A 23692-nucleotide genomic window follows, 5' to 3' on the forward strand; every position below is an offset into this window, starting at 1 on the left:
AAGTCGTCGAGAATTAAAAGTTTACATTTACGGAGAAGCCATAAGAACGAGGAGTCGGCATACCGTAGAGTAGTATACCTTGTCCGGCATTGCTGGTTCCCAGGGTCATCTCAGGATCAAACCCTCCTTCAAAACCTTTGTACAGGAAGAAAAGGTTCCGCCCAATGAGGCTTACCGAAGCACTCTTAAGAAAGTTCCCGTCTAACAAAGACTGCGGAAACCGGTAGGTGATCGATAGCTCTCGTAACCGCACGTTGGTCTGGTCAATGACATAGTTTTCGGCAATACCACTGTATCCACCCCAGTACTGCTGCGCTAAGATTGTCTGGTCATTGTCTATCAATGTTCCATCGTCTTGCCTGATAACCCCATCTACTATGATACCTTCGTCTCGGTACTGAAGTGAGCGGACCGAATTTCCAGAACCATCCATTGCGGCTTGGGTAGCTGCGTATACTTCGCCTCCGAATCGGCCATCAATTAGCATACTGAGAGTGAAATCTCTGTATCTAAATGTATTACTAAAGCCCAACAGAAAATCTGGTTGGAAGTCGCCCAGCTTCGTTCTCTCGGGGGTCGCTTGTAGACGACCGTCGGCAGTTAGTAGCGGTCGGCCGCTTACGGAATCGCGCAGTAGCGTTTTACCCCAGATTTCGCCGTAGCTTCCTCCTACCGTGGCTCGGGTTTCCAGTCCACCTCCGTTAGTAATATTCCACTGGCGAGCTTCCACATCCTGCACAAATTCGGTCAAGCGGTTACGGTTACTGGAGAAGTTGACACTCGTACTCCACATCATACTCTCAGTGCGTAGTGGCGTACCACCAACCATTAGCTCTATCCCTCTATTCGTAATTTCACCAATGTTAGTATGTACTTCTGCGTACCCAAACGGGTTTACCTGCTGGTTGTCGGTGCTAATGATATCAATCAGTTCGGTAGAGGCAATGTCGTAGTAGGACGCATCAAAGTAGAAGCGATCGCCAAACATGCTTCCTTCAATGCCTACTTCGTACGTTTTTGTAAACTCCGGTTGTAGGTTTACATCAAACCATCGATTGGGCACGGTGAGCGTAGTAATGCCTAGGTAGCTGTTGTTCTTCGCCTTTAGATTGTAGCTGTTTTGCAGCCGCCAGGGCTGAGCGTCTTTTCCTACCTGCGCCCAACTACCCCGTAGCTTTAGTGCATCAAATAGCTGCTGTGACGGGTCAATTAGTTCGCTGACCATCAGGGCTGTGTTTACCGATGGGTAAAAATACGACCAGTCCGTGGAAGGTAAGGTCGATGTCCAGTCATTACGCCCAGTTAAATCTAAGAAGACTATTCCTCGGTAATTGAGGGAAGCCGATGCGTATACCGAGTTGGTTACCCGTGGTACAGGCACCCCCGCCTGAGCATCAACCAGATCAGCACTCTCGATAGTGGTTACGGCCGGAATCCGGAGGTTCTCACCAAAGACACGCATCCGCTGACTAGTGGTGTACAAGTGATTGGCTCCTACGTTGAGGTCAAGATGAAAATCAGACGAAAGGTCTTTACTTACCATTACTAGCACATCGGCGTTGGTTTCTTGAAACTGGTCGTTGGTGAAGTTTAGCCGCCCCTGTTGAAAAAACCAGTGGCCGGTTTGGGTTACTCCTTCGTCCCGAATATCAGTAAAGTCGGTACCGATACGGGCGTGAGCCGAAAGCCAATCAGTAAATTGATACTGAGCCTTAGCGAAGCCCATAAACCGACTACGCGTATCTTCTGACCGGTCGTGGTTCAGCGTCCAATACGGGTTAGATGAGTTAGGCGTCACATTTCTGGCCAGTCCGGTTTCTTCGTCCCGAAAATCTTCAAAATCGGCAATAGCCGCGTTGCGGGGTAAGCTGTAAACGCCGGCCAGTAGTCCTTCAGAACCCTGCCCAATACGGTTGCGGACAAACTGCTTTACGTAAGTAGCTTTGGCATCTAGCGTAAGCCGGTCAGAAAGCTGGGCTACGGTTCGTAGGTTAAAGTTGTGCCGTTGCAGAAATGAGTTATCCACCATGGCTTGGTTGTTGGTATTGGTATACGAAAACCGCCCGGTTATATTCTCGTTACCACCGGATAGAACCAGGGTATTTACGAAGTTCCCTCCCGTGCGAAAGAAGTCTTGTACGTTGTTGGGTTGAGCTACGTAGGGGCGGGTAGTTCCATCCCAGTAGAGCTGGTCGCTGCCGTCGAGGCGGCCACCCCAGGAGGCACCACTACCTTGAAGTTCGTCTATATCAAGCGGGGGTCGGTTTTCAGTACCTTGGCCGTACTCATTCTGAAACTCAGGTAATATCATTGGGTCAGAAAACATAGTACTGCTAGAAATTCCCACACCTATACCCTTACTGGCCTGACCGGTTTTGGTGGTAATCATAATAACCCCATTGGCCGCCCGCGAACCGTACAACGCAGCAGCGTTTGGCCCCTTTAGTACAGTCATGGAAGCAATGTCGTCAGGATTAATATCCGAGATACCAGAACCGGTGTTGCGACTGCTAAAGAGGCTACCGTCTTCGCCAGTAGTCGAGTTATCCATAGGAATACCATCTACCACGTAGAGGGGCTGATTACCTTGGGTAAGGGAATTATTTCCCCGGATGATGACCCGAACCCCAGATCCCGGGCCACCGCCCGTTTCGGTAATGTTCACCCCCGCCACGCGGCCTTTCAGGTTCGATACCGCGGAAGGCGACGCTTTCACAGTAGAGATGTCTTCGCCACTTACCTCCTGCACGGCGTATCCCAGCGATTTTCGCTCTTTCTCGATGCCAAAGGCCGTGACAACCACCTCACCCAGTTGGGCAATATCGTCAAACATCGTTACGTCAATAATCGACTGCTCGTTCACGGCTTGCTCGTGTTCTAGATACCCTACTGAGGTAAACCTCAATACTGCATCTTCGCCTACTTCAATGGAGTAGTTACCATCCACATCAGTGATGGTTCCAGTCTGCTCACCCACGACGATAATATTAACCCCAGGTAGCGGTTCATCATTGAGAGCATCGGTGACTTTGCCGCGTACTTGAACTTGTCCGAAGACTTGCCCTAAGTAGCACGACAACAGGAAGGAGAGTAGTACTTTTTCTTTCATACTGTTGTGTAGTTGGTTATGAAATGTTTTATAGCAAACATAAAGATATTGCTAATCTTATTAATTGCAAACAAAGGGTGGAATTATGCGGGTTTTTGCGGTTTTTTTTAAAATAATCTCAAGTTTTATCGTTTTTACATTATCTTAGATTGATATTCACCAGGTAGTATTTCTTGTTCTTGCAAAAGAGAGCAAGTTTTTTTAAGACATAAACTACCCAACTACATTTTTATCTTGATCATTGTAAGGTTCAATTGACTATGTTAAAAATAGAGAGACAAAACGCCATTTTGCAGGAGGTGCGGGCATTTCAACAAGTGAAATCATCGGCACTGAGCAATATGTTTGAAGTATCGGAAGATACTATTCGCCGCGACCTGTATGAGCTTGAAGAATACGGTCATCTCAAACGAGTACATGGGGGAGCAGTGGTACCCTCCTACATTCCCAGCTTCAAGAAGCGGGAAGTACAGGAAATTGAAACCAAGCATCTGATAGCAAAGAAAGCCCTTCCCCTTATTGAGGAGGGGCAAGTACTTATTATCGATGGAGGCACGTCCAACCTACAGTTAGTTAATCTGCTTCCTACCGATATATCGCTTACTGTGTTTACGAACTCGATACCAGCTGCCTCCAAGCTCTGCGAGTTTGCTAATATAGATAGTGTGTTGATGGGAGGAAATATTCTCCGGAAGGGGTACACCACCGTCGGGCATCAGGCCCTTGATTCCCTAGCTGATATCCACGCTGATATATGCTTTGTTGGCATTACGTCTATCGATGACCAAATCGGCCTCACCGAAGCCAACCAGCCAGAGGCTATCGTAAAAAGGGCGATCATTAATGCATCAGATAAGGTAGTCACCTTGGCAATTTCTTCCAAAATTGGTACTAAGCAAGCGTTTAAAGTAGGCCCGATAGACTGCCTGGATGTGCTAATTACAGAATTAAGCCCTACCCACTCGTTACTAGAACCGTATCAGCAGCAAGGGTATACCGTACTTTGACTCACCGATCAATACAAGATGCCATGCTATCAAAAGTTAATCCTCCAAATATGGACTCAACCACTTACGGCAAACTTCTAGGGGCATATCTTTGCGCTGAGCATAATCCTTTAGTTGGTCTTCATCGATGCGAGAGATGCCGAAATAACGAGACTGTGGATGAGAGAAATACCAGCCACTAACCGAAGCTGCGGGGAACATAGCAAAGTTTTCAGTCAGGGAGATTCCGGTATTTTCGGTAACGTTGAGCAGTGAAAATAGCGTCTCCTTTTCGGTATGATCGGGACAAGCCGGGTAGCCGGGAGCAGGACGGATGCCGGTGTATTTCTCGCGAATAAGGGCTTCATTATCTAAATCTTCATCGGGAACGTAGCCCCAGAACTCCGTACGAACGCGACGGTGCATGAGTTCGGCGAAGGCTTCGGCAAAGCGATCGGCCAGCGCTTTTACCATAATGGAGTTGTAGTCGTCGTGGTCAGCTTCAAAGCGTTTGGCAATTTCTTCGGAGCCTACTCCCGTAGTTACAGCGAAACCACCCACGTAGTCGGTCACTTCGGTATCTTTGGGCGCAACAAAATCGGCTAAGCAGAAATACTCTTTGCCCGCCGCTTTTTTAGTTTGCTGGCGAAGATGGTGCAACGTAACTAAATGCTGGCTACGGTCTTCTCCATCTTCCGTAAAGTGATAAAGTTCAACGTCGTCGCAGCGCACTGTATTGGCTGGAAAGAAGCCAATGACGGCGTTGGCCGTAATCCACTTCTCCTGAATTATCTTCTCCAGCATTTCCCGGGCATCAGCGTAAAGTGATTGGGCTTCCTTACCCACAATCTCATCGTCCAGAATATTCGGAAATTTTCCGGCTAGCTCCCAAGTCATAAAGAAGGGTGTCCAGTCAATGTACTTAGCAATCTCTTCTAGTGGATATTCTTTGAAAACCTTGGTACCCAAAAACTGGGGTTTCTTCACCTGCCGAGCCGACCAATCGGTTTGAAATTTATTGGCGCGGATTTCTGCCAACGGGGTGAAGGCTTTGCGAGTTTTCTTTCCTGCGTGGCGATCACGCATCTGCTGGTATTCTTCCTGAACTTTCTGTTTAAAACCATCGCGAGCTTCTCTGTTGAGTAAACTGCTGGCTACGGGCACCGAGCGGGAAGCATCCAAGACGTGAATAACCCCACTCTGATAGCTCGGTTCAATTTTTACGGCCGTATGAATTTTGGAAGTAGTCGCTCCGCCAATCAACAACGGAGTGGTAAACCCTTGCTCATCCATCAGTTTAGCCACGTTTACCATCTCATCTAATGAAGGAGTAATGAGGCCACTCAGACCGATAATATCTACGTTTTCTTCGCGCGCTTTGTCCAGGATTTTCTGGGCGGGAACCATCACGCCCATATCAATTACATCGTAGTTGTTGCAGCCCAACACCACGGCAACGATATTTTTACCAATATCGTGCACGTCTCCTTTTACGGTAGCAAGTAGAATTTTTCCTTTGCTTTGGGCTACCCCATTATCACCCGATGCCCGTTTTTCTTCTTCAATAAACGGAATCAGGTAAGCGACGGCTTTCTTCATCACCCGGGCACTCTTCACCACTTGGGGCAAAAACATTTTTCCAGCACCAAACAAATCGCCTACTACGTTCATCCCATCCATCAGTGGCCCTTCAATCACCTGAATAGGTCGTTCAAATTGGTGACGGGCTTCCTCTACGTCTTTTTCAGCAAATTCAGCAATTCCTTTAACTAGTGCGTGTTCCAGTCGCTTTTCTACCGGTTCGCGTCGCCAAGAATCATCAGCTTTCTTTTTCTCTTTTCCGTTGCCTCTCACTTGCTCAGCAAAATCAATCAGGCGTTCGGTAGCATCATCGCGACGATCAAGTAATACATCTTCAATGCGTTCCAGTAAGTCTTTCGGAATATCATCGTACACCTCCAACATGGTAGGGTTGACAATGCCCATATCCATGCCAGATCGTTTGGCATGGTACAAGAAAGCCGAGTGCATCGCTTCGCGCACGGTGTTGTTACCTCGGAAGGAAAATGACACGTTGCTAACCCCACCGCTTATGTGCGCTCCGGGTAGGTTCTCCCGTACCCACTTGGTGGCTCGAAAAAAATCTAGGGCGTTGAGGCGATGCTCTTCCATCCCGGTAGCCACCGGGAAAATATTCAGATCAAGAATGATGTCTTGGGGGGGGAAGTTTACTTTATTGACCAAAACATCGTAAGAACGCTGGGCAATTTCAATCCGGCGGTCGTAGTTATCAGCTTGGCCATCTTCGTCAAAAGCCATCACAATCACGGCTGCCCCATACTTGCGAACGAGTTTCGCCTGACGAATAAACTCTTCTTCGCCCTCTTTCAAGCTGATAGAATTTACCACAGACTTTCCTTGCACTACCTTCAGCCCCGCCTCAATGATATGCCATTTAGAGGAATCGATCATAAAGGGAACCCGCGCAATATCTGGCTCGGAAGAAATGAGGTTGACGTACTTCACCATGCAGGCTTCACCGTCCAGCATCCCGTCGTCCATATTGATGTCGATGATCTGGGCACCGTTTTCTACCTGATCCCGGGCTACCTCAATGGCTTCTTCGTACTTCTCTTCAGCAATGAGTCGGGCAAATCGGCGCGATCCAGTCACATTGGTTCGTTCACCAATATTCACGAAGCCAGTATGCTCATTAACAACTAGTGGCTCCAATCCACTGAGGCGTAAGGGCGGTAAGCTAGCATCAGATAACACCTGAGCTACTAAAGTATCTTCTAGCGAAGTAGTTGACATAAAGTAATAGTAGAATTATACAGTAACCGGAGTATTCGAGTGCGTTACCGCGCGAGGCGCATATTTTTCAGCCATGCGGGCAATCGCCTGAATATGCTCGGGAGTGGTGCCACAGCATCCGCCTACAACATTTAAATATCCTTTTTGAGTGAATTCTTCAATCTCAGCAGCCATTTCCTCAGGAGTTTGATCGTACTCCCCAAACTCGTTAGGTAAACCAGCGTTGGGGTGCGCTGTAACCAAGCAGTGGGCGTGGCGTGATAGCTCCCGTAAGTAGGGCTGCAAATCCTTCGCTCCTAAAGCGCAGTTTAGGCCAACACTGAAGAGGTTACCGTGCATAATAGAACTCCAGAAGGCTTCGGTGGTTTGCCCCGATAAGGTGCGCCCACTGGCATCGGTAATTGTTCCGGAAACCATAATTGGTAACAAAATACTATGATCTTCAAAGTACGTCTGGATAGCAAACAAAGCAGCTTTAGCATTCAGCGTATCGAATACGGTTTCCACCAGAAGCATATCCGCTCCGCCTTCTACCAGTCCGGTGATTTGCTCGGTATACGCGGTCATCAATTCGTCGAAGGTAACCGCCCGGTAGCCCGGATCATTCACATCGGGTGACAAAGAGGCAGTTCTATTGGTTGGCCCCAAAGAACCTGCCACAAACCGAGGCTTATGTGGTTCACGCGCGGTAAACTCATCAGCTACCTCACGGGCAATCTTCGCCGACTGGAAGTTGATGTCGTACACCAAGCTTTCCAGGCCATAATCAGCTTGGGCAATGGAGGTGCCACTAAAAGTATTCGTTTCGGCAATATCGGCTCCCGCCGCAAAATACTCCTGATGGATTTCGCGGATAATATCCGGTCGGGTAATTGACAAAAGATCGTTATTGCCTTGTAATGGGTGCGCGTGATCTTTCAGCGCCTTATTCCGAAAATCGTCCTCCGTCAGCTTGTGACGCTGAATCATGGTGCCCATCGCCCCGTCTAAAATCAGAATACGTTCTTGCGCTAGTATCAGTAATTGTTCTTCCCGCGAATTCATAAGAAATTGGTCTAACTTATAATTGCTAAGTTACTGCAAATTTGCTAAATTATTTGACTGTTAACTACCTTAAGTACAGCTCAACTTTATTGCCAAATAGATAACCATGATAGTACACTTGAATAAGTAGCAGCCGATATAACCTAAATTATATGAAATTCATTCGTTGAAGTACTTTTTTATTGATGGTTGAGCAAATCAATATCGGGTAATTTGCGTTTTAGTGTAACTATGGGAGAGATAAAAGCGATACAGATACCGTTTCGGCTTTTTTACTGGACCAAGGGGTTTGCCAAGCTCACGCGGGTACATAACCTACTTTTTCTAGCACTAACGCAGTACTTCGTAGCCTACTTTCTGGTTGATGTCCATCATGGTGAGAAAGCCTATCTCACTGACATACGTCTGTTTCTCCTGGTTTTTTCTACAGTATGTATTGCAGCAGCGGGTTACATGATTAACGATTACTATGATGTTAAGATAGACCTAATCAATAAGCCCCAACGAGTGGTGGTAGGCACTACCTTGAAACGACGCTACGTAATGGCCGGGCACGTAGCCCTTTCGCTCTTTGGTATTTTTGTAGGCTTTTTACTTTCTTGGGAAGTGGGGGTTATCCACTGCGGGAGTGTGTTTTTGCTGTGGCTACATTCTAATCACCTGAAGCGGATTCCTTTTATTGGAAATTTAATTATCGCCTCTCTGTCTGGATTGGCTGTGGCTTTGATCGGTATTTACTATTATGAAAATAAATTTTTAGTATTCACGTATGCAGTGTTTGCCTTTGCCATCTCGCTGGTACGAGAGATTGTAAAAGATATGGAAGGCTTACCTGGCGATCAAACCTTCGGATGCCGAACGCTACCGGTAGTCTGGGGAATCCATCGTACCAAACTATTACTGTACGTTTTATCAGCTATTTTCATTTTTTTGCTCTTCTTCCTCTCCGGAAAGTTAGGTAATCAAACACTTATCAACTACTTTCTTTTGCTAACCATCCCCATCACTTTTTTTATTATCCGCTTAGTTCAGGCTGATACTCGCCGCGAATTTGCTTTGCTAAATAATTTTTGCAAAATACTAATACTAAGCGGCATCATTAGTATGGTGTTTTTTTAATGTGGGTGTTACCATGCTATGGTGCTCTAGTGTTACAGTACCCGTGTATTCAAGTGTGAGGTTTACGTTCAGGGTTCTGTAATCCCCAAATCGATCTACGACGAACTAAGTACCTTCCCACAAGAACTTAAGTACTTTAACACCATAACACCAACAAAGAAAGTATGTATATTTGCCCGCATGAAACAATTGGCGGTTTTTGCTTCGGGTAGTGGTACTAATGCGGAGAGAATCTTTGAGCGATTTCGCGATCATACTTCTATTCGGGTAGCCGTGCTGTTCACTAACAATCCCAATGCAGGCGTGATTGCCCGCGCTGCACGCTTCAATATTCCGGTAGAGATATTTGAGAAAAATGCGCTCACTGAAACTGATAAAGTATTAGAAATACTTCAGTCGTACCAAGTAGGTTGGATTGCCTTGGCGGGTTTTATGTTGATGATTCCCCAGAATTTAATCAATGCCTTTCCAAAACGGATTATCAATATTCACCCTGCCTTATTACCCGCTTACGGTGGCAAGGGTATGTACGGAATGAACGTTCACCGGGCAGTAGTAGAGGCTCAAGAAGAAGTAACGGGTATCACGATTCACTACGTAAATGAAAATTACGACGAAGGTGCGGTAATTTTTCAGGTAGGCTGCACTATTCAGCCCTACGATACCGCCGAGACCATTGCCGAAAAAGTGCATCACCTCGAGCATGAATACTATCCCCAGATTATAGAAGAAACAATGGATAAATACGAGATATGAAATGTGAAAAACAGAGAATAGAAAGAGAAAAATGTGCGGGTGGTCGCTATACGGGTTCTTCGCGCGGAGGACAGAAAATGGAGAAAGGAGCGAATCTTCTCAAGTAACAATTTAACCATTGAGCAAGCAAACAATTGAACCGCGAGGCGGTCGCAATCAAGCAAATCAACATACTTATGAATCGTACTATTCAATCGGCCCTTATTTCTGTTTATCATAAAGATCAATTGGAACCCATCGTTCAGCAATTACATCAATTGGGGGTAACCATTTATTCTACTGGAGGAACTCAAAAGTTTATTGAGGAGCAAGGTGTTCCAGTTACGGCGGTAGAAGATCTAACCAGCTATCCCTCTATTTTGGGCGGACGGGTAAAAACGCTGCATCCGAAGGTATTCGGTGGTATTTTATACCGTCGTGAAAACGAAAGCGACCAAAGCCAAGTCGGCGAATACGATATTCCGGGCTTAGATTTAGTCATTGTAGATTTATATCCATTTGAAGATACCGTTGCCTCAGGTGCCTCGGAAGCCGATATTATTGAGAAAATTGATATTGGTGGTATATCACTCATTCGGGCGGCAGCCAAAAATTTTAGCGATGTACTAGTGGTTTCCTCCCGCCAGCAGTATCAGCCCCTGCTCAACTTATTGAAGGAGAAAAAAGGCACTACCGATGCGGAAGATCGAAAGGAATTTGCGCTGGCAGCATTTCAAACCTCGGCGCACTACGATACTGCTATTGCCAATTATTTTGCCGGAGAAACCTCAAAGCCACTGTTTCCGAAGGAAGGATTACGAAAGAAAGCGTTACGCTACGGCGAAAACCCTCACCAGGCCGCTGAATTCTACGGCAATCTAGACGAAATTCTGGAGCAAATTCACGGCAAGGAACTCTCATTTAATAATCTGGTAGATATTGATGCCGCTGTGGCTCTAATTCAGGAATTTGATGGAGAAACTGCCTTCGCTATTCTTAAGCATACCAACGCCTGTGGAGTGGCCACGGGTGTTACCGTAAAAGAAGCCTACGAGAAAGCCTTCGCGGCGGATACCGTTTCCGCTTTCGGAGGAATTTTAGTAACCAACGCTGAAGTAGACCAAGACGCTGCCGAAGCGATGCACGACTTATTCTTTGAAGTGCTTATTGCCCCTTCTTTTACCAAAGAAGCGTTAGAAGTTCTTACTAAAAAGAAAAAGCGTATTTTATTGCTACAAAAACAACCACTAGAGCAACCTCGTCAATTCAAGACTTTGCTGAATGGAGTAGTAGAACAAGACCGAGACCGGACAACGGATACTAAATCTGACTTGACCACCGTCACTGATAAGCAACCCACGCAAGATGAAATTGAAGCACTGCTATTCGCCAGTAAGGTTTGTAAACACACCAAATCCAATACGATTATCTTGGCAAAAAAAGGGCAAATGCTCTCCAGCGGAGTAGGACAAACCTCTCGGGTAGATGCGCTGAAACAAGCGATTGATAAAGCCGGACGGTTTGGGTTCGATCTAAACGGAGCCGTGATGGCCTCCGATGCGTTTTTCCCGTTCCCCGACTGTGTTGAAATTGCCCAAGGTGCAGGTATTGCCGCCGTTATTCAACCCGGTGGCTCCATCCGCGATCAAGATTCAATTGACGTTTGCAATCAGCACCAAATGGCGATGGTTACTACCGGAGTACGCCACTTTAAGCACTGATACTAGTGGCCCGAGCAGTTTGGGGTTGCAACGTAGCGGTTTCCCGAGATCGTTCAACTGCTTTCTCCTTAACCACAACTGTACGTTTAGGCACTACTAGCTTCGATCTACGTACCAAATAGCGTCGCTGAACCGCCAGCGCATAAACCGTGAAAATCAGAACAATAACGGAGAGCGAAAGAGCGATAGAAGATTGGGCGAAAAGTAAACTGGCTGCAATAATTAGTGCTCCTACAAAAGATAGATAGATAGTAGCCTGCGCGTGCTTATGACCATTGTCTACAATTAGATGGTGTACGTGGTTCCTATCCGGGGTGAAGGGGCTGACTTTACGGAGAAGACGATGGCTAAACACCCGTAAGGTGTCAAACAGAGGAATAGCCAGTACCGCAATCGCCACAGTGGGTGCATTGCCAATGTACCAGGCATTAGGGCTTTCGTTGAATTGAATAAATTTTACCGACAATACTGCCAAAATAAATCCAATCACTAGCGAGCCACTGTCGCCCATAAATATTTTGTGCTGCTTGGAGAAGTTGTATCGTAAAAAGCCTACCAGTGCCCCCACTAGTGTAGCACATAACACGGTACCCCAGATCACCCCTACCACCGCAAAGTAAGTGCCGTAGGCAATGGCTGCTATTATGCCCAAACAACCCGCTAATCCATCAATGCCATCAATCAAATTGTAAGCATTAGTTACTACTACAAAAATAAATAGTGTAAGCCCAAAGCTCATCATATACGGAAGTTGGTGTACTCCCAACATTCCGTAAAAATTTCCAATTCGGATATCTGTCAAGCCAATAAAAATAATACCCGCCACCAATTGCGCCAACAGTTTTTTAACCGGATCAATGACCAAAATATCGTCTTTTATCCCGACAAAAAATAAAATAACAATAGCCGGTAGCACTTGAAAAAAAGAAAAATCTGACGAGCTACTCCAGTGCGAAGCCATCGTAAAAACAATAATGATCGCTGCGAAAATAGCTACTCCGCCCAAACTAGGGGTTTTCTGCCAATGAGAACTCCGGTTATTAGGCTCATCTAGCAGGTGTTTTTCTCGGGCCACCCGAATAACGGCGGGTATAACTGCTGAAGTGATAAAAAATGAAGTGAGCAATACAAAGGAGAGTAATACCCAAGGATATTCAGTCAGTAACATGAACAATGTGGTTTGTAAAGGTAAATAGTTGTTTATGAACAGTAATAAAGGTCTCACTAGACAGATTAGTAGAAACTTCAGTTACTGGTCATTACTAAGGTAAACAGATTATCTTTCTGTTGTAGAAAAATGTAAGATTGGCGTGCTAAACTTTACAACATTTACCTTAAACTAATTCTCTCGATTTATTTTTAGAATATTATTGCTAATTTTTTCTTATCAAAACTGAAAATAAAGCATCACTATAGTAAAGTATTATAGTTTTACCTACCGAGCTTATACTGGAAATCTGAAGAGTAATAAACGTGGTTGGCGAGAGGCAGTGATTAATGAGTAGTGAGAAATTGACGATGAGAAGCCTCTGGCGAGGAGCTGAGCGAGGGGAGTAATTGAAGCCGGAGAACAGAAAAAAATAATAAACGAGTAACGACAAAAGTAGTGGCTGCGTCCGCGGCAACCAACACTCAGTAGATACGCTCCGCCGGGACGGAAGACGGAAGCAACTGCCAGTCACTGTAGACCATCGGCTGTGGATCAATAACCAGCAATTCAACAATCGGTATCCCCCGCTTTTAAAAACAAATCAGCGTATTACTCTAGTACCTGTACAGGAAGAGACAGTACTATTTCTTGAACTTGTAGAGCGTGATTGAGCGAATTTCAAAAGCTAGGTTAGCATAGCACCTAGTAGTTGTCTATGGTGAGCTAACAATCGGCAACTAAAACAAGACTTTTCTAAGGAGTGCTAGCAAGATAAAGCATCCATTTGCATTTGTTCTTTTGGCGCGGTACTTCGCAGATCGCCGCCGCGCTACAGTGGCTCGGTTACGGAAAGCCTCACACAGTTCGCCACGCAATAGTCAAGCCATCACTAGGCGTGCCTGCTCGGTTTCCGTACCTCGTTCTGACCCAAAATTCCGACGTTCAATGCGGACCGCTAGTCGCGGACGGCTAGTCTTGGGCACTTTACGGTCGCCGCGCGATTATCTCATCATTCCTAAGAATATGAGGGGAAAAGCGGAAATAGTTTAGCCTACGCTCACTGCTGATGCTACCTCTAAGGAGGGCAATTCTACCTGCTGGAGTAGCTGTTCTTCTAGCAAATCAGCCCAGGCATTCATGTAAATTACCACATCTTCGCGGTAATTGTGGCGCAAGTGGCGAGATGTCTCTGGCAAACGGGCTAGCACCTGTTTATCTGATAGCTGCTCTAAATGCTTAAAGTCCGCTAGTTCCATACCTGCATCCAGCATAATAGATATTACCTGATCCATTAGGTAGCCACTGGTAGGGCAAAAGTCTAGTGCTTGCTCACTCCAGTCGCCCCCTCGGGTTCGCATAGCGTATTCATGAATATCGGCTCGTGAAAGCTGCGTAACTTCCTGAACCAAATGACCACAATTACAGCTGCCCATGTGCCCCCACTGATACTGCGGGGACCTGGCAAGTTTCTTAGCGGTGCTTCGAATTGCTGCAATAAGGGTGGGTTTGGGAGAGGCCATAACAAATAAATTTAAATAAGAAGTCTTACTACTCTATAAACCAGTTTTGGAAAATATGGTTTCTCACGAAATTTACTAATTTGGATTATCAAATAAAATTTTCATTCAGTAGTATTCTTACGCTATGGGAAAAGGCGATAAAAAAACGAAACGCGGAAAAATTAGTAAAGGCACATTTGGGGTGAGGCGCCCTAAGAAAGACGAGAAAAAAGAAGAGGCTGATAAAAAAGAGCGCTAAGCTAATGCTTAATTAGCCACTGAAACAGCTCCGTCTGTACTAGTTGGAAAGCCTTTGAAAATCTTATCCACCATTTTATAAGCAGTCTCAAACCGCTCTTCGGGATTGTTCACCGGACCTATGCCAATACCCCGCCAAATTAATTCTTTAGCTTGGTTATCAAATAAGTCTACCACCATTGTACCGGTCTTCTCAATTCTGATTTCCCGGTAAGTTTGAGGAGGCACCCAGCCCAAGGCGTAAGGGTTATACGCCCACATTCGCCGTCCGTAAGCTCCGTAGGGGTCAGTTGATCTTGTTACGGCCGTTTGCTCCTCATCAGTCATAATGTTGAAGGCAATGAGAAGCTCAGGGTTTTCGGTATTGGGCTGATAATTCTTTTCCCGCAATTGAGCTACAATACTTTTGCGAATTTCATCGTACAGAATTAGGCTAGCCTGATCCATCTCAGATTCATCAGGCGATACGAACGCAAAGGTTTTGTAGTGGCTAACTTTCTGATCAGCCGGCGCTTCGGTATACGTTTTGATTGATGAACAGGCGATGCTGCTGATAATAAGTATGCTGAGAATATATCGATAGATCATAATGGTAGCCCTCCAAGTATGGAACGTAAAAACCCGTCTAATTTGTGCAAACAAGGTTTAAGATTTACCAATTCTTAAGACAATTTTACCGATGTTTTGGTTGGATTCCATTCGCTGATGCGCTGCTTTCACCTCTTGCCAGTCCATAATCTGATCAATAACCGGACGCAGCCGACTATCTTGAAAACGTAGAATAGCAAATTCAGCAAAGGCTTTAGTCAGACGAATCTGATAGTCGCGACTGCGGGAACGAAGGGTAGATGCCAGTATTTGGATTCGTTTACGCAGTAAATTCCCTAAGTTAAATTGCTCCAGATGGGTTCCACCCAGTAACGCTAGCATAATCAACCGTCCGTCAGTACGTAATACCGAAATATTGCGCTCAAAGTAGGGAGCGGCAACAAAATCAATAATCACGTCTACCCCTTCCCCGTCGGTAATTCCCTTCACTTCTTTCTTAAAATCCTGGTTTTTGTAGTCAATGGTGTAGTGCGCTCCTAAATCTTGACAGGTGGCGTGTTTAGCCTGCGAAGCCGTGACGATAATATCTCCCGCCTGCATCTCTCTGGCGAGTTGAATAGCTGCGGTTCCTACCCCACTGGCACCGGCGTGAATCAGAATTCGTTCATTGGTTTGTAGCTTTCCCAGCCAGTGTACCGCCTGAAAAGCGGTCATAAATACTTCAGGAATAGCGGCCGCTTCTTCAAAGGATAAATTATCAGGAATCGCCATTGCCATATCCTGGTGGATGACAGCATATTCGGCGTAGCCACCTCCGGACAGTAACCCAAATACTTTGTCACCAATTTTCCACTTATCTACTTGCGCCCCTACTTCCACAACCTCGCCGCTCATTTCCAGACCTAAAATTGGTGAAGCCCCTTCCGGCGGAGGGTACTTACCTTCCCGCTGCAAAATATCAGCTCGGTTCAGCGCGGTAGCGTGAACTTTTACCAATACTTCATCTGAGGCAGGTTTGGGAGTTTCGTATTCTCCCAAATAAAGTTGATCGGCTTTTCCAGGTGATTTGATAAGGATAGCTTTCATGGGCTGGTTGTGTTTCTTTTGCTGAATACCCTTTTGTTCAGATGAAATGACAGACGATATTGAGAAAAAAACTTAAGCGTATTGCCGGATGAGGCTTTGTACCCAGCGAATTCCGGCATCCCCTGCTTCTTAGGTGGGAGACCCCGGCACTCGCTTCGCTCGGCCGGGGATGACTTTAATAGCTACTGCTTGCCAGTTTCCCGCTTAGTCGCATAAGTTCTATTTCGGCGATTTTAGTGGAGTAGACCGCATCGAGGAGGCGACCGGAGGCGGCTACGGCAATGCGTTGGGCTTCGCGTAGTTCTAGGGAATTAGTATTTCCTAAGCGGTAACGTTCCAGAGCAATTTCAGCTCGCTCTAGGGCGATAGCTTCATTTTCCGTTTCCAACTCGATGAGTTGAATACTATTGGTGTAATTGATAAACGTTTTTTCTAGACCCGATTCCAATTGCAGCCGTAAATCTTGGGTAGCGTACTGCTGAGTTTCCATAGCGATCTGGGCATTTTGGATAAGACGGTTCTTGTTGAAGCCATTAAACAAATTCCAGCGGGCAGTGACTCCGTAAGCAAAGCCATCTGACTGTCGGGCTAGTACAAAGCCAGCCTCCGCTTCGGAGGTAGCATAATTATATCCTCCATCAACACTAATGGTAGGTAGACGGTCAGCGCGAAGCTCCCGATTGGTTAAATAAGCGATGTTTTCTTCCTGCCGTGCCCGGAGCAATTGGGGATTGGCACTAAGCATCTTTTCTTTAAGTCCCGCTAAACGAAGCTCTAAGTTAGCATCAATCTGGTCAGGTACTGAAAACTCGGCGTCCGATGGGCGAGCCAATAGAGTATTTAAATCTACTTTAGCATTGTACATCTGCTGACGTTGACTAATGAAAGCCGAGGTATCAGCATTATAATCGGCTTGAGCAGCCAAGTATTCCAATTTAGATGTACGACCTACTTCGTACTGCGTTTTGGCCAGTTGCTTACGAATATCCGAAAGTTCTAATGCACTTTGAATGACTGTAAGTAGCTCTTGCTCTAAAATAACGGTGTAGTACGCCGAGGCAATATCTGCCACCAGATTTTCCAAAGTAACTTGAGCATCCAAATTACTAGCCTGCTGTATCTCTTTTAATTTATTATAGGTAGCGAACATTCGAGTACCATCGAAGATTGTCCAACTTACGACTGAGGAAAGCGTCGTAGCGTTTGAACGAGCGTTTTCAACGGTTTGTCCATCTCCACTAGCAAAGTCTAGTTCTGAGTCTTGCACATCAAAATTCCGAATCGCTAGCACATCTAAATTGGGTAACATTCCAGCGTTTCCTGGGGATAAATTATTGTTGGCAACTTCTTGATCGTTACGGGCAATCTTCACTGAGAAGTTATTTTCTAGTCCGGTTTGGATGGCTTCTTCTAGTGTAAGGATGTTTTCCTGGGCTTGAGTGGCTAAAGAAAATAGAGAGAGTAAAAAGAATATAAAGGCAAACTTAGTAGTCTTGTGAAAATTAGAATTATGGTGATTTTTTTTTAAATCCCCCTTACCCCCTTTTTCTAAGGGGGATGTCGCATATCGCAATATTTTTTCAAACACAAGAACAGAAGTTTTCTTATGTGCTGCTCCCCCTTTTTTAAAGGAGGCCGCCGTGGAACGGGCTAGGGGGATTTTTTTACTGTGAAGGTCTTTTCGGTTATGTAGTATCATTTTACTAAAATAGAAGTATCACGTGCGAGCCATGCGGCGTTCTTTATCGCTGGAAATGTAAGTATACATGGCTGGAATTACGTAGAGGGTTAGGATGGTGGAAAAAATTAGTCCGCCAATCACTGCAATACCCATTGAAACCCGACTTTCAGAACCCGCTCCTAACGCTAGGGCAATTGGTAGAATACCTAATACGGTGGATAGACTGGTCATCAGAATAGGTCGGAAGCGGGATTCGGCAGCTTCAACAATCGCTTCCTGGATGCTCATTCCTTGCGCTTTACGCTGGTTAGCAAACTCTACAATCAAGATTCCGTTTTTCGTCACCAAACCGATCAGCATGATGATTCCAATTTGGCTGAAGATATTAAGGGTTTCGTTAAAGTACCAGATGGCGAGTAGAGCCCCAGCTAAAGCTAGGGGTACGGTAAACATGATGGTAAATGGATCGCGGAAGCTTTCAAACTGAGCCGATAGCACCAGGTAAATTAGAATAATGGCAAACAGCAAAGCGAATAATAAACTGTTAGAACTTTCCCGAAACTCTGCCGACTGCCCGTCTAGATCAGTGGCAAAGGAGCCATCTAACGTCTCCTGAGCAATTTGCTCCATAGCATCAATACCGTCGCCCAGGGTGTAGCCGGGAGCTAAGGCCGCCGATACGGTAGCCGAGCTATAACGGTTGAAGCGAAACAGTTGAGGCGGAGTACTTTCTTCATTAAGGTACACTAGATTGTCTAACTGAATTAGCTGGTCGTCAGCATTCTTTACGTACAGCGAGCGTAAATCTAGCGGGTCATCCCGATCGTCACGCTTTACCTGGCCAATAATTTGGTACTGCTTACCATCCATAATGAAGTAGCCGAAGCGAGAGCCGCTTAGCCCTAATTGCAAGGTTTCGGCAATATCGCGTACGGAAACTCCCAGATTCCGGGCTTTTTCCCGATCAATTTCAATGGATATTTCTGGTTTATTGAACTTTAGGTTCAGATCTACAAAGGCAAACGCGGGGCTTTGATCGGCTAAATCCATAAAGTTGGGCAACACCTCTTCTAGCTTCTCTAAAGTTGAAGCTTGAATCACAAACTGCACGGGTAAGCCCTGTCGTTCATTGTTAATAGTTGGTTCTTGGGCAATATAGGCTCGCGCTTGAGTGAGTGCCTGCACTTTAGGAGTAAGTACATTGACAATCTCCTGCTGGCTTCGTTTTCGCTCCGAAGCATCAATCAGCGTAAGGCGCATGAAGGCTGAGTTGACCGAAGAAGTAGAGCTAAAACCCGGGGAGGTCACGGTGATGATTGCGTCGCTTTCGGGTATATTTTCCTGCACTACATCTACCAACTGATCTACGTAATGGTCCATGTACTCGAAGGTAGCCCCTTCCGGCCCCGAAGCTAACATTCGTATTTGCCCTCGATCTTCCAGCGGAGCTAGCTCTTGTTGAAGTGTATTTAGAAATAGGTAGATCAGCCCGACCGAAGCAGCGATTACCCCAAAGGCCAGCCAGCGATACTGCATAAAGCTTTCCAAAGAGCGGTTGTACCCCCGATTCATCCAATCAAAGAAGGGTTCGGTTTTCCGATACAGCCATGTCTGTTGCTTGCGCCGCTTTAAAATGCGAGAACACAGCATAGGAGCGAGAGAAAGGGCTACAAAAGAAGAGATCACTACTGCCGAAGCAATCACCAATCCAAATTCGCGGAATAGCCTTCCGGTAAGTCCCTGAAGAAAAATAACCGGTAAAAATACTGCGGCTAAAGCTACCGTAGTAGAAACTACGGCAAAGAAAATCTCCTTAGCCCCTTCTAAGCTAGCGTCTACGGGTGGGGTACCTTGCTCAATTTTGGCGTAAATATTTTCTAGCACTACAATGGTATCATCCACTACCAGTCCAATCGCCAACACAATGCCCAGCATGGTGAGCACATTGATCGAGAAGCCCAACACGTACATCAGGAAGAAGGTGCCGATGAGGGCAATCGGAATGGTGATGACGGGAATAATTGTGGTACGCCAATCGCGTAGGAAGAGAAAAATAATTAGGGCGACCAGCGTAAAGGCTACAATAATTGTTTGCTGTACCTCCGCTACTGACTCACGAATGTATTCGGTTTTATCAAAGCCAATTCCCACTTCAATATCCTCAGGTAAATCCTTTTTAATAAATTCTAGCCGTTCATAAAACTGATCGGCAATCTCAATATTATTGGCTCCGGGTTGCGTTCGGATGGCCAAACCAACCATTGGGATACCACCGCGTTTCAGTAGCGTTCGTTCGTTTTCAGGCCCTAGGGCAGCATTACCAATATCTTTAAACTTTACTACCGTTTCATCTGATTCTTTGATAATCAGATTATTATAATCTTCCGGAGTATTAATTCGCCCCATTGTGCGGACGGTCAACTCGGTATTAAGCCCTTCTACTCGACCGGAAGGAAGCTCGACATTATCGCGCCGTACGGCATTCAGTACATCCAGTGGAGTAAGATTGTAAGCAGCTAGTTTATCAGCATCCATCCACAGGCGCATCGAGTAGCGTTTGTCTCCCCAGATACTAATATCACTCACTCCCGAAATGGTTTGTATTCGTTCTTTAAAATCGTTTTGGGCAATAGCCGAAAGCTCGAGTAGTGAACGCTTATCGCTCTTGATGTTCAGAAAGATAATCGGGCTAGAATCAGCATCGGCCTTACGGACGATAGGCGGATCAGCATCGGGTGGGAGGCGGTAGATGGCCGCAGAAACTTTGTCCCGCACGTCGTTGGCAGCAGCTTCCAAATCGACATCCAGATCAAATTCGGCCGTTACTGTACTTCGCCCATCGCGACTCACCGAAGTCAGGCTTTTAATACCGGCTACGCCATTGATAAATTCTTCTAAAGGCTCCGTAATCTGCGACTCGATTACATCGGCATTGGCTCCGGTATACTCGGTAGAAACTGAAATACGAGGCGGGTCAACACTAGGATACTCCCGTACTCCCAGAAAACGAAACCCGATGATGCCGAAGATGAGAATGACAATCGACATCACAATGGCTAATACCGGACGCTGAACACTGGTTGAGGATAAACTGGCCATAGGCAAATGATTAGTGATTGATGACTAATGATTAATGATTGAAGTGTTATTATTTATCAATCCGCGCCGCGTCGGCATCATTCATTAATCATTCTGTTAAGGTGATATCTACTGGGCTACCGGATTTAATTTGCAGAATACCGGAGGTTACCACCGTATCTTGCTGGCTAAGCCCCGAAGCTATTTCTACATCTTTATTGGTACGAATACCTACCTGCACTTTGCGCTCTTCTACGGTTCCCTGCTTGGCTACAAACACTTTGTGACCGTTTAGTTCGGGGATCACAGCTTGGGTAGGAACCATTAGTGCATCATCTTCCCGGTTAAGGGTTAAGCTGATGCGGGCAAATTGACCGGGTAACAACCGACGATCTTGATTGGGGCTGATGGCTCGCATTTTCAGGGTGCGGGTAGCGGGGTCAAGCATTGGATCGATAGCGTAGATTTTACCTAAGAAAATATCATCGGAAGCATCCGTGCGAAACTCAACTTCATCATCTACCTTTATATCGTTACTGTAGCGACCGGGCACTGAGAACTCTACCTTGGCGGGGTCAATGTTAGAGAAAGTTGCAATAATTGTTTGGGGGGAAATATAACTGCCCGTACTCACGTAGCGCAGACCAATAACGCCATCGAAGGGGGCGCGAATCTGAGATCGATCAATTTGAGCTTCCAAAACCTTAATATCAGCGGCCGATGTATTTAACTCTGTAAGTGCTTGGTCGTATTCCTCTTGGCTAATTGCTTCTTTCTCCAGCAGTAGGCGCTGGCGGTACTCCATATCTTCGCGTAATTTCCGAGTATACTTGAGTTTCTCAAGCTGAGCTCTTAGCTCTTCGTCATTAATAGTAACCAGTAGTGCCCCTCGTTTTACTTCTTGCCCTTCCTGAAAATGGATACCCGTGACTTTTCCAGATATTTCACTACGGATTTCTAGAGACTCATTGGCTAATACTGCCCCGGTAACCTGAATCTGATCGCTGAGCCGCTTGGGTTCTACCACCACTGCATTTACTGGAACAGCCTTGACCGTGCCGGGAGCTGAAGCCGCGACCGCAGTAGCGTTGGTACCGCTATCTTCACTAAAAATATCGAGTTTCGGTAATGCAACCAAAAAAGCAATTACAAGTACGATAACTACCGTGAGGATAGTCTTAACCTTTGGATTCATAGATTAGTAGCGATATATTGATGATCGTTCATTTTTAAGCTGTTGCTCCCAGAACTACGTGACTCTAACGGAGAATAGCTTACCACGATCGTTGACTATGATACAATATGTCTATTATTTTGGGGAGTCTGTCTATTATTCTGCACTAGACACCAGCGCGTGGCGATTAATAAACTGGAGAGCCTCTTGATTAAATATATCCGGTCGCTCTACATTCACCACATGACCGCAGTTCTCGATCACCCTAAGTATTGCTTGCTGGTGTAATTTCACAATTCGCTTGACCGGGGGCAAAAACATATAATCATGCTCACCCATCACGTACAGGGTCGGGATATTAATATCTTTTTCTTTGAAGTACTTGAGCAGAGGGTTTACCTCGTAGGTAAGTTTGTACCAACGCAGAAACTCCTTCTTATAAAGCCGCTTGGCCTCCCGAATAAATAGATTGCGAGAAACCTGATCGCGCTTACTGGGCATAATGACCCAGGCAAACAGTTGGTACAACCACATGTACGGCATAAACCGCTTAAGCATATGGCCCATGTACACTAAAAAGCGAGAGCGAATATTGAGACGGGTGATGGCTCCACAGAGTACCATCGATCGTAATCGTTCCGGGGCTAGTTCACCAATGGTGCGGATGATAATAGAACCCAACGAGACCCCAACAAAATGAGCTTGCTTGATTTTCAGGTGCTCTACTACCTCCAAAATATCCCGGCTAATATCTTGAAAGGAATATTGGTTCTCTACGTACTCCTTCAGTAGCTCTTTAGAACGACCATGCCCCCGCAGATCTATCAGCAGTACATTAAACTGCTCCTTAAATGCTTTGATTTGCTTATACCAGATAGACGAACTCCCTCCGGCGCCGTGCACAAACACGACCCAGTCCTTTTTTTCATCCGAACGGTATTCCCGATAAAATAGCATAAGCGAAACAAACGTACCTCAATAAACTATATTTCTGTCAATATGGTTGGGAAAAATTTGTTTTATAAATTGTGTTAAGGTGTTAGTTCTAGGTTCATGCCTATGAAACCCTTTGCGTTAAACCCAAAATTCTGAACTATACGATAAAAACAAAAACACATTCTCAATACAAATCCACCAAGCGATAGTAATCCATCATCGTCTTACGAAAAGCTTCTCGCTCATCTCGGGTAGCCAACACCGGAACCCGTTCTCCTTGAGCATTTTTGGTAGACAGCTGATGAGCATCTTGTATGCTATTGTATACCTGGCTGGCAAACTGGTAGTGACGTTCTTTATTTCCCGGCAGATATTCGTAAATACCCGTCTGTTGCACACTATCTTGCCAGTAAATTTTAAGCGTATCTTGCTGCTGCAAATAAGTATTAGGCTCCGTTAGTACGTAAGCTTCGTCGTAACGCCAGTTGATAACGATTGCCAGATTGAGTACGGGCTGCTCTTCTGCCTGACTCCGTTCTTTAATCCGGTAGATATCGAGCTTAGCCTCCTCCATTGTTTCTTTATCGTAGTAGCCCTGTCGCACATTTTTAAAGAATAGCTCGGAAGCATCAGAAGTGGTAAACTTGGCTTCAGCATCATTTACTTTGCGCTTTTTATCAGGATTACAGGCGATTAACCCTATAACAAGAAGAATGTAGAGTATTTTTTCCATAGCACTGATCTAACCGTACG

At 45.7% G+C, this 23692-nt stretch carries 17 protein-coding genes; 5 read left to right on the forward strand and 12 right to left on the reverse strand.

Translation table 11 applies throughout. From position 1 onward, the window contains the following. Positions 1-13: 13 nt before the first annotated feature. Positions 14-3109: a SusC/RagA family TonB-linked outer membrane protein gene (locus P0M28_RS08960; protein ID WP_302209485.1), complete on the reverse strand. Its 3096-nt coding sequence runs from the start codon at positions 3107-3109 to the stop codon at positions 14-16. A gap of 260 nt (positions 3110-3369) precedes the next feature. Here P0M28_RS08960 and P0M28_RS08965 point away from each other — a divergent pair, with 260 nt between their 5' ends. Then, a complete protein-coding gene (locus P0M28_RS08965) occupies positions 3370-4116 on the forward strand; it encodes a DeoR/GlpR family DNA-binding transcription regulator (protein ID WP_302209487.1) in 747 nt (248 codons plus the stop codon). Between the two features lie 36 nt (positions 4117-4152). Here P0M28_RS08965 and metH read toward each other — a convergent pair whose 3' ends face one another. Next, on the reverse strand, positions 4153-6909 hold the full coding sequence (gene metH, locus P0M28_RS08970; protein ID WP_302209488.1) for a methionine synthase: 2757 nt from the start codon (positions 6907-6909) through the stop codon (positions 4153-4155). 15 nt (positions 6910-6924) lie between these two features. Beyond that, complete coding sequence (locus tag P0M28_RS08975) at positions 6925-7953, reverse strand: homocysteine S-methyltransferase family protein (RefSeq protein WP_302209490.1); 1029 nt, start codon at positions 7951-7953, stop codon at positions 6925-6927. A gap of 231 nt (positions 7954-8184) precedes the next feature. Between P0M28_RS08975 and P0M28_RS08980 the strand changes: the two genes are divergently transcribed. The 3 genes from P0M28_RS08980 (at position 8185) to purH (ending at position 11528) form a co-directional block, all read left to right on the forward strand. Beyond that, positions 8185-9072, forward strand: coding sequence for a geranylgeranylglycerol-phosphate geranylgeranyltransferase (locus P0M28_RS08980; RefSeq protein ID WP_302209492.1), 888 nt, complete (start codon positions 8185-8187; stop codon positions 9070-9072). A 180-nt stretch (positions 9073-9252) separates the two neighbouring features. Continuing rightward, entirely contained in the window at positions 9253-9828 is a 576-nt protein-coding gene (purN, locus tag P0M28_RS08985; protein WP_302209493.1) for a phosphoribosylglycinamide formyltransferase, read from the forward strand. 176 nt (positions 9829-10004) lie between these two features. Continuing rightward, positions 10005-11528, forward strand: a complete 1524-nt coding sequence (gene purH, locus P0M28_RS08990; RefSeq protein WP_302209494.1) for a bifunctional phosphoribosylaminoimidazolecarboxamide formyltransferase/IMP cyclohydrolase — start codon at positions 10005-10007, stop codon at positions 11526-11528. Here purH and P0M28_RS08995 read toward each other — a convergent pair. Both P0M28_RS08995 and P0M28_RS09000 read right to left on the reverse strand, forming a co-directional pair. Further along, positions 11518-12696, reverse strand: a complete 1179-nt coding sequence (locus P0M28_RS08995) for a glycosyltransferase family 4 protein (protein WP_302209495.1) — start codon at positions 12694-12696, stop codon at positions 11518-11520. The two genes, purH and P0M28_RS08995, sit on opposite strands and share 11 nt — an antisense overlap. A gap of 1028 nt (positions 12697-13724) precedes the next feature. Next, positions 13725-14198 carry a hypothetical protein gene (locus P0M28_RS09000; RefSeq protein WP_302209497.1) on the reverse strand — a complete coding sequence of 158 codons (474 nt, stop codon included), beginning with the start codon at positions 14196-14198 and terminating at the stop codon, positions 13725-13727. Positions 14199-14322: 124 nt separating this feature from the next. On the opposite strand from P0M28_RS09000, the gene P0M28_RS09005 reads away from it, so the two are divergent. Next, on the forward strand, positions 14323-14436 hold the full coding sequence (locus P0M28_RS09005; protein ID WP_302209499.1) for a 30S ribosomal protein THX: 114 nt from the start codon (positions 14323-14325) through the stop codon (positions 14434-14436). Between the two features lie 8 nt (positions 14437-14444). Here P0M28_RS09005 and P0M28_RS09010 read toward each other — a convergent pair whose 3' ends face one another. From P0M28_RS09010 to P0M28_RS09040, 7 genes are all read right to left on the reverse strand, one after another. After that, positions 14445-15023 carry a DUF4136 domain-containing protein gene (locus P0M28_RS09010; RefSeq protein WP_302209500.1) on the reverse strand — a complete coding sequence of 193 codons (579 nt, stop codon included), beginning with the start codon at positions 15021-15023 and terminating at the stop codon, positions 14445-14447. Positions 15024-15080: 57 nt separating this feature from the next. After that, positions 15081-16070, reverse strand: coding sequence for an NAD(P)H-quinone oxidoreductase (locus P0M28_RS09015; protein ID WP_302209501.1), 990 nt, complete (start codon positions 16068-16070; stop codon positions 15081-15083). Between the two features lie 175 nt (positions 16071-16245). Beyond that, positions 16246-17658: a TolC family protein gene (locus tag P0M28_RS09020; protein ID WP_302209503.1), complete on the reverse strand. Its 1413-nt coding sequence runs from the start codon at positions 17656-17658 to the stop codon at positions 16246-16248. A 129-nt stretch (positions 17659-17787) separates the two neighbouring features. Continuing rightward, positions 17788-20850, reverse strand: coding sequence for an efflux RND transporter permease subunit (locus P0M28_RS09025; protein ID WP_302209504.1), 3063 nt, complete (start codon positions 20848-20850; stop codon positions 17788-17790). Positions 20851-20938: 88 nt separating this feature from the next. Beyond that, complete coding sequence (locus tag P0M28_RS09030; protein ID WP_302209506.1) at positions 20939-22024, reverse strand: efflux RND transporter periplasmic adaptor subunit; 1086 nt, start codon at positions 22022-22024, stop codon at positions 20939-20941. A 135-nt stretch (positions 22025-22159) separates the two neighbouring features. Further along, positions 22160-22960 (reverse strand): alpha/beta fold hydrolase, encoded by an 801-nt coding sequence (locus P0M28_RS09035; protein WP_302209508.1) that lies wholly within the window; start codon positions 22958-22960, stop codon positions 22160-22162. A 163-nt stretch (positions 22961-23123) separates the two neighbouring features. Next, positions 23124-23672, reverse strand: a complete 549-nt coding sequence (locus tag P0M28_RS09040; RefSeq protein WP_302209510.1) for a hypothetical protein — start codon at positions 23670-23672, stop codon at positions 23124-23126. Positions 23673-23692: the final 20 nt, after the last annotated feature.

Origin of the sequence: Tunicatimonas pelagia, from assembly GCF_030506325.1 — a bacterium.
GTDB lineage: Bacteria > Bacteroidota > Bacteroidia > Cytophagales > Cyclobacteriaceae > Tunicatimonas > Tunicatimonas pelagia.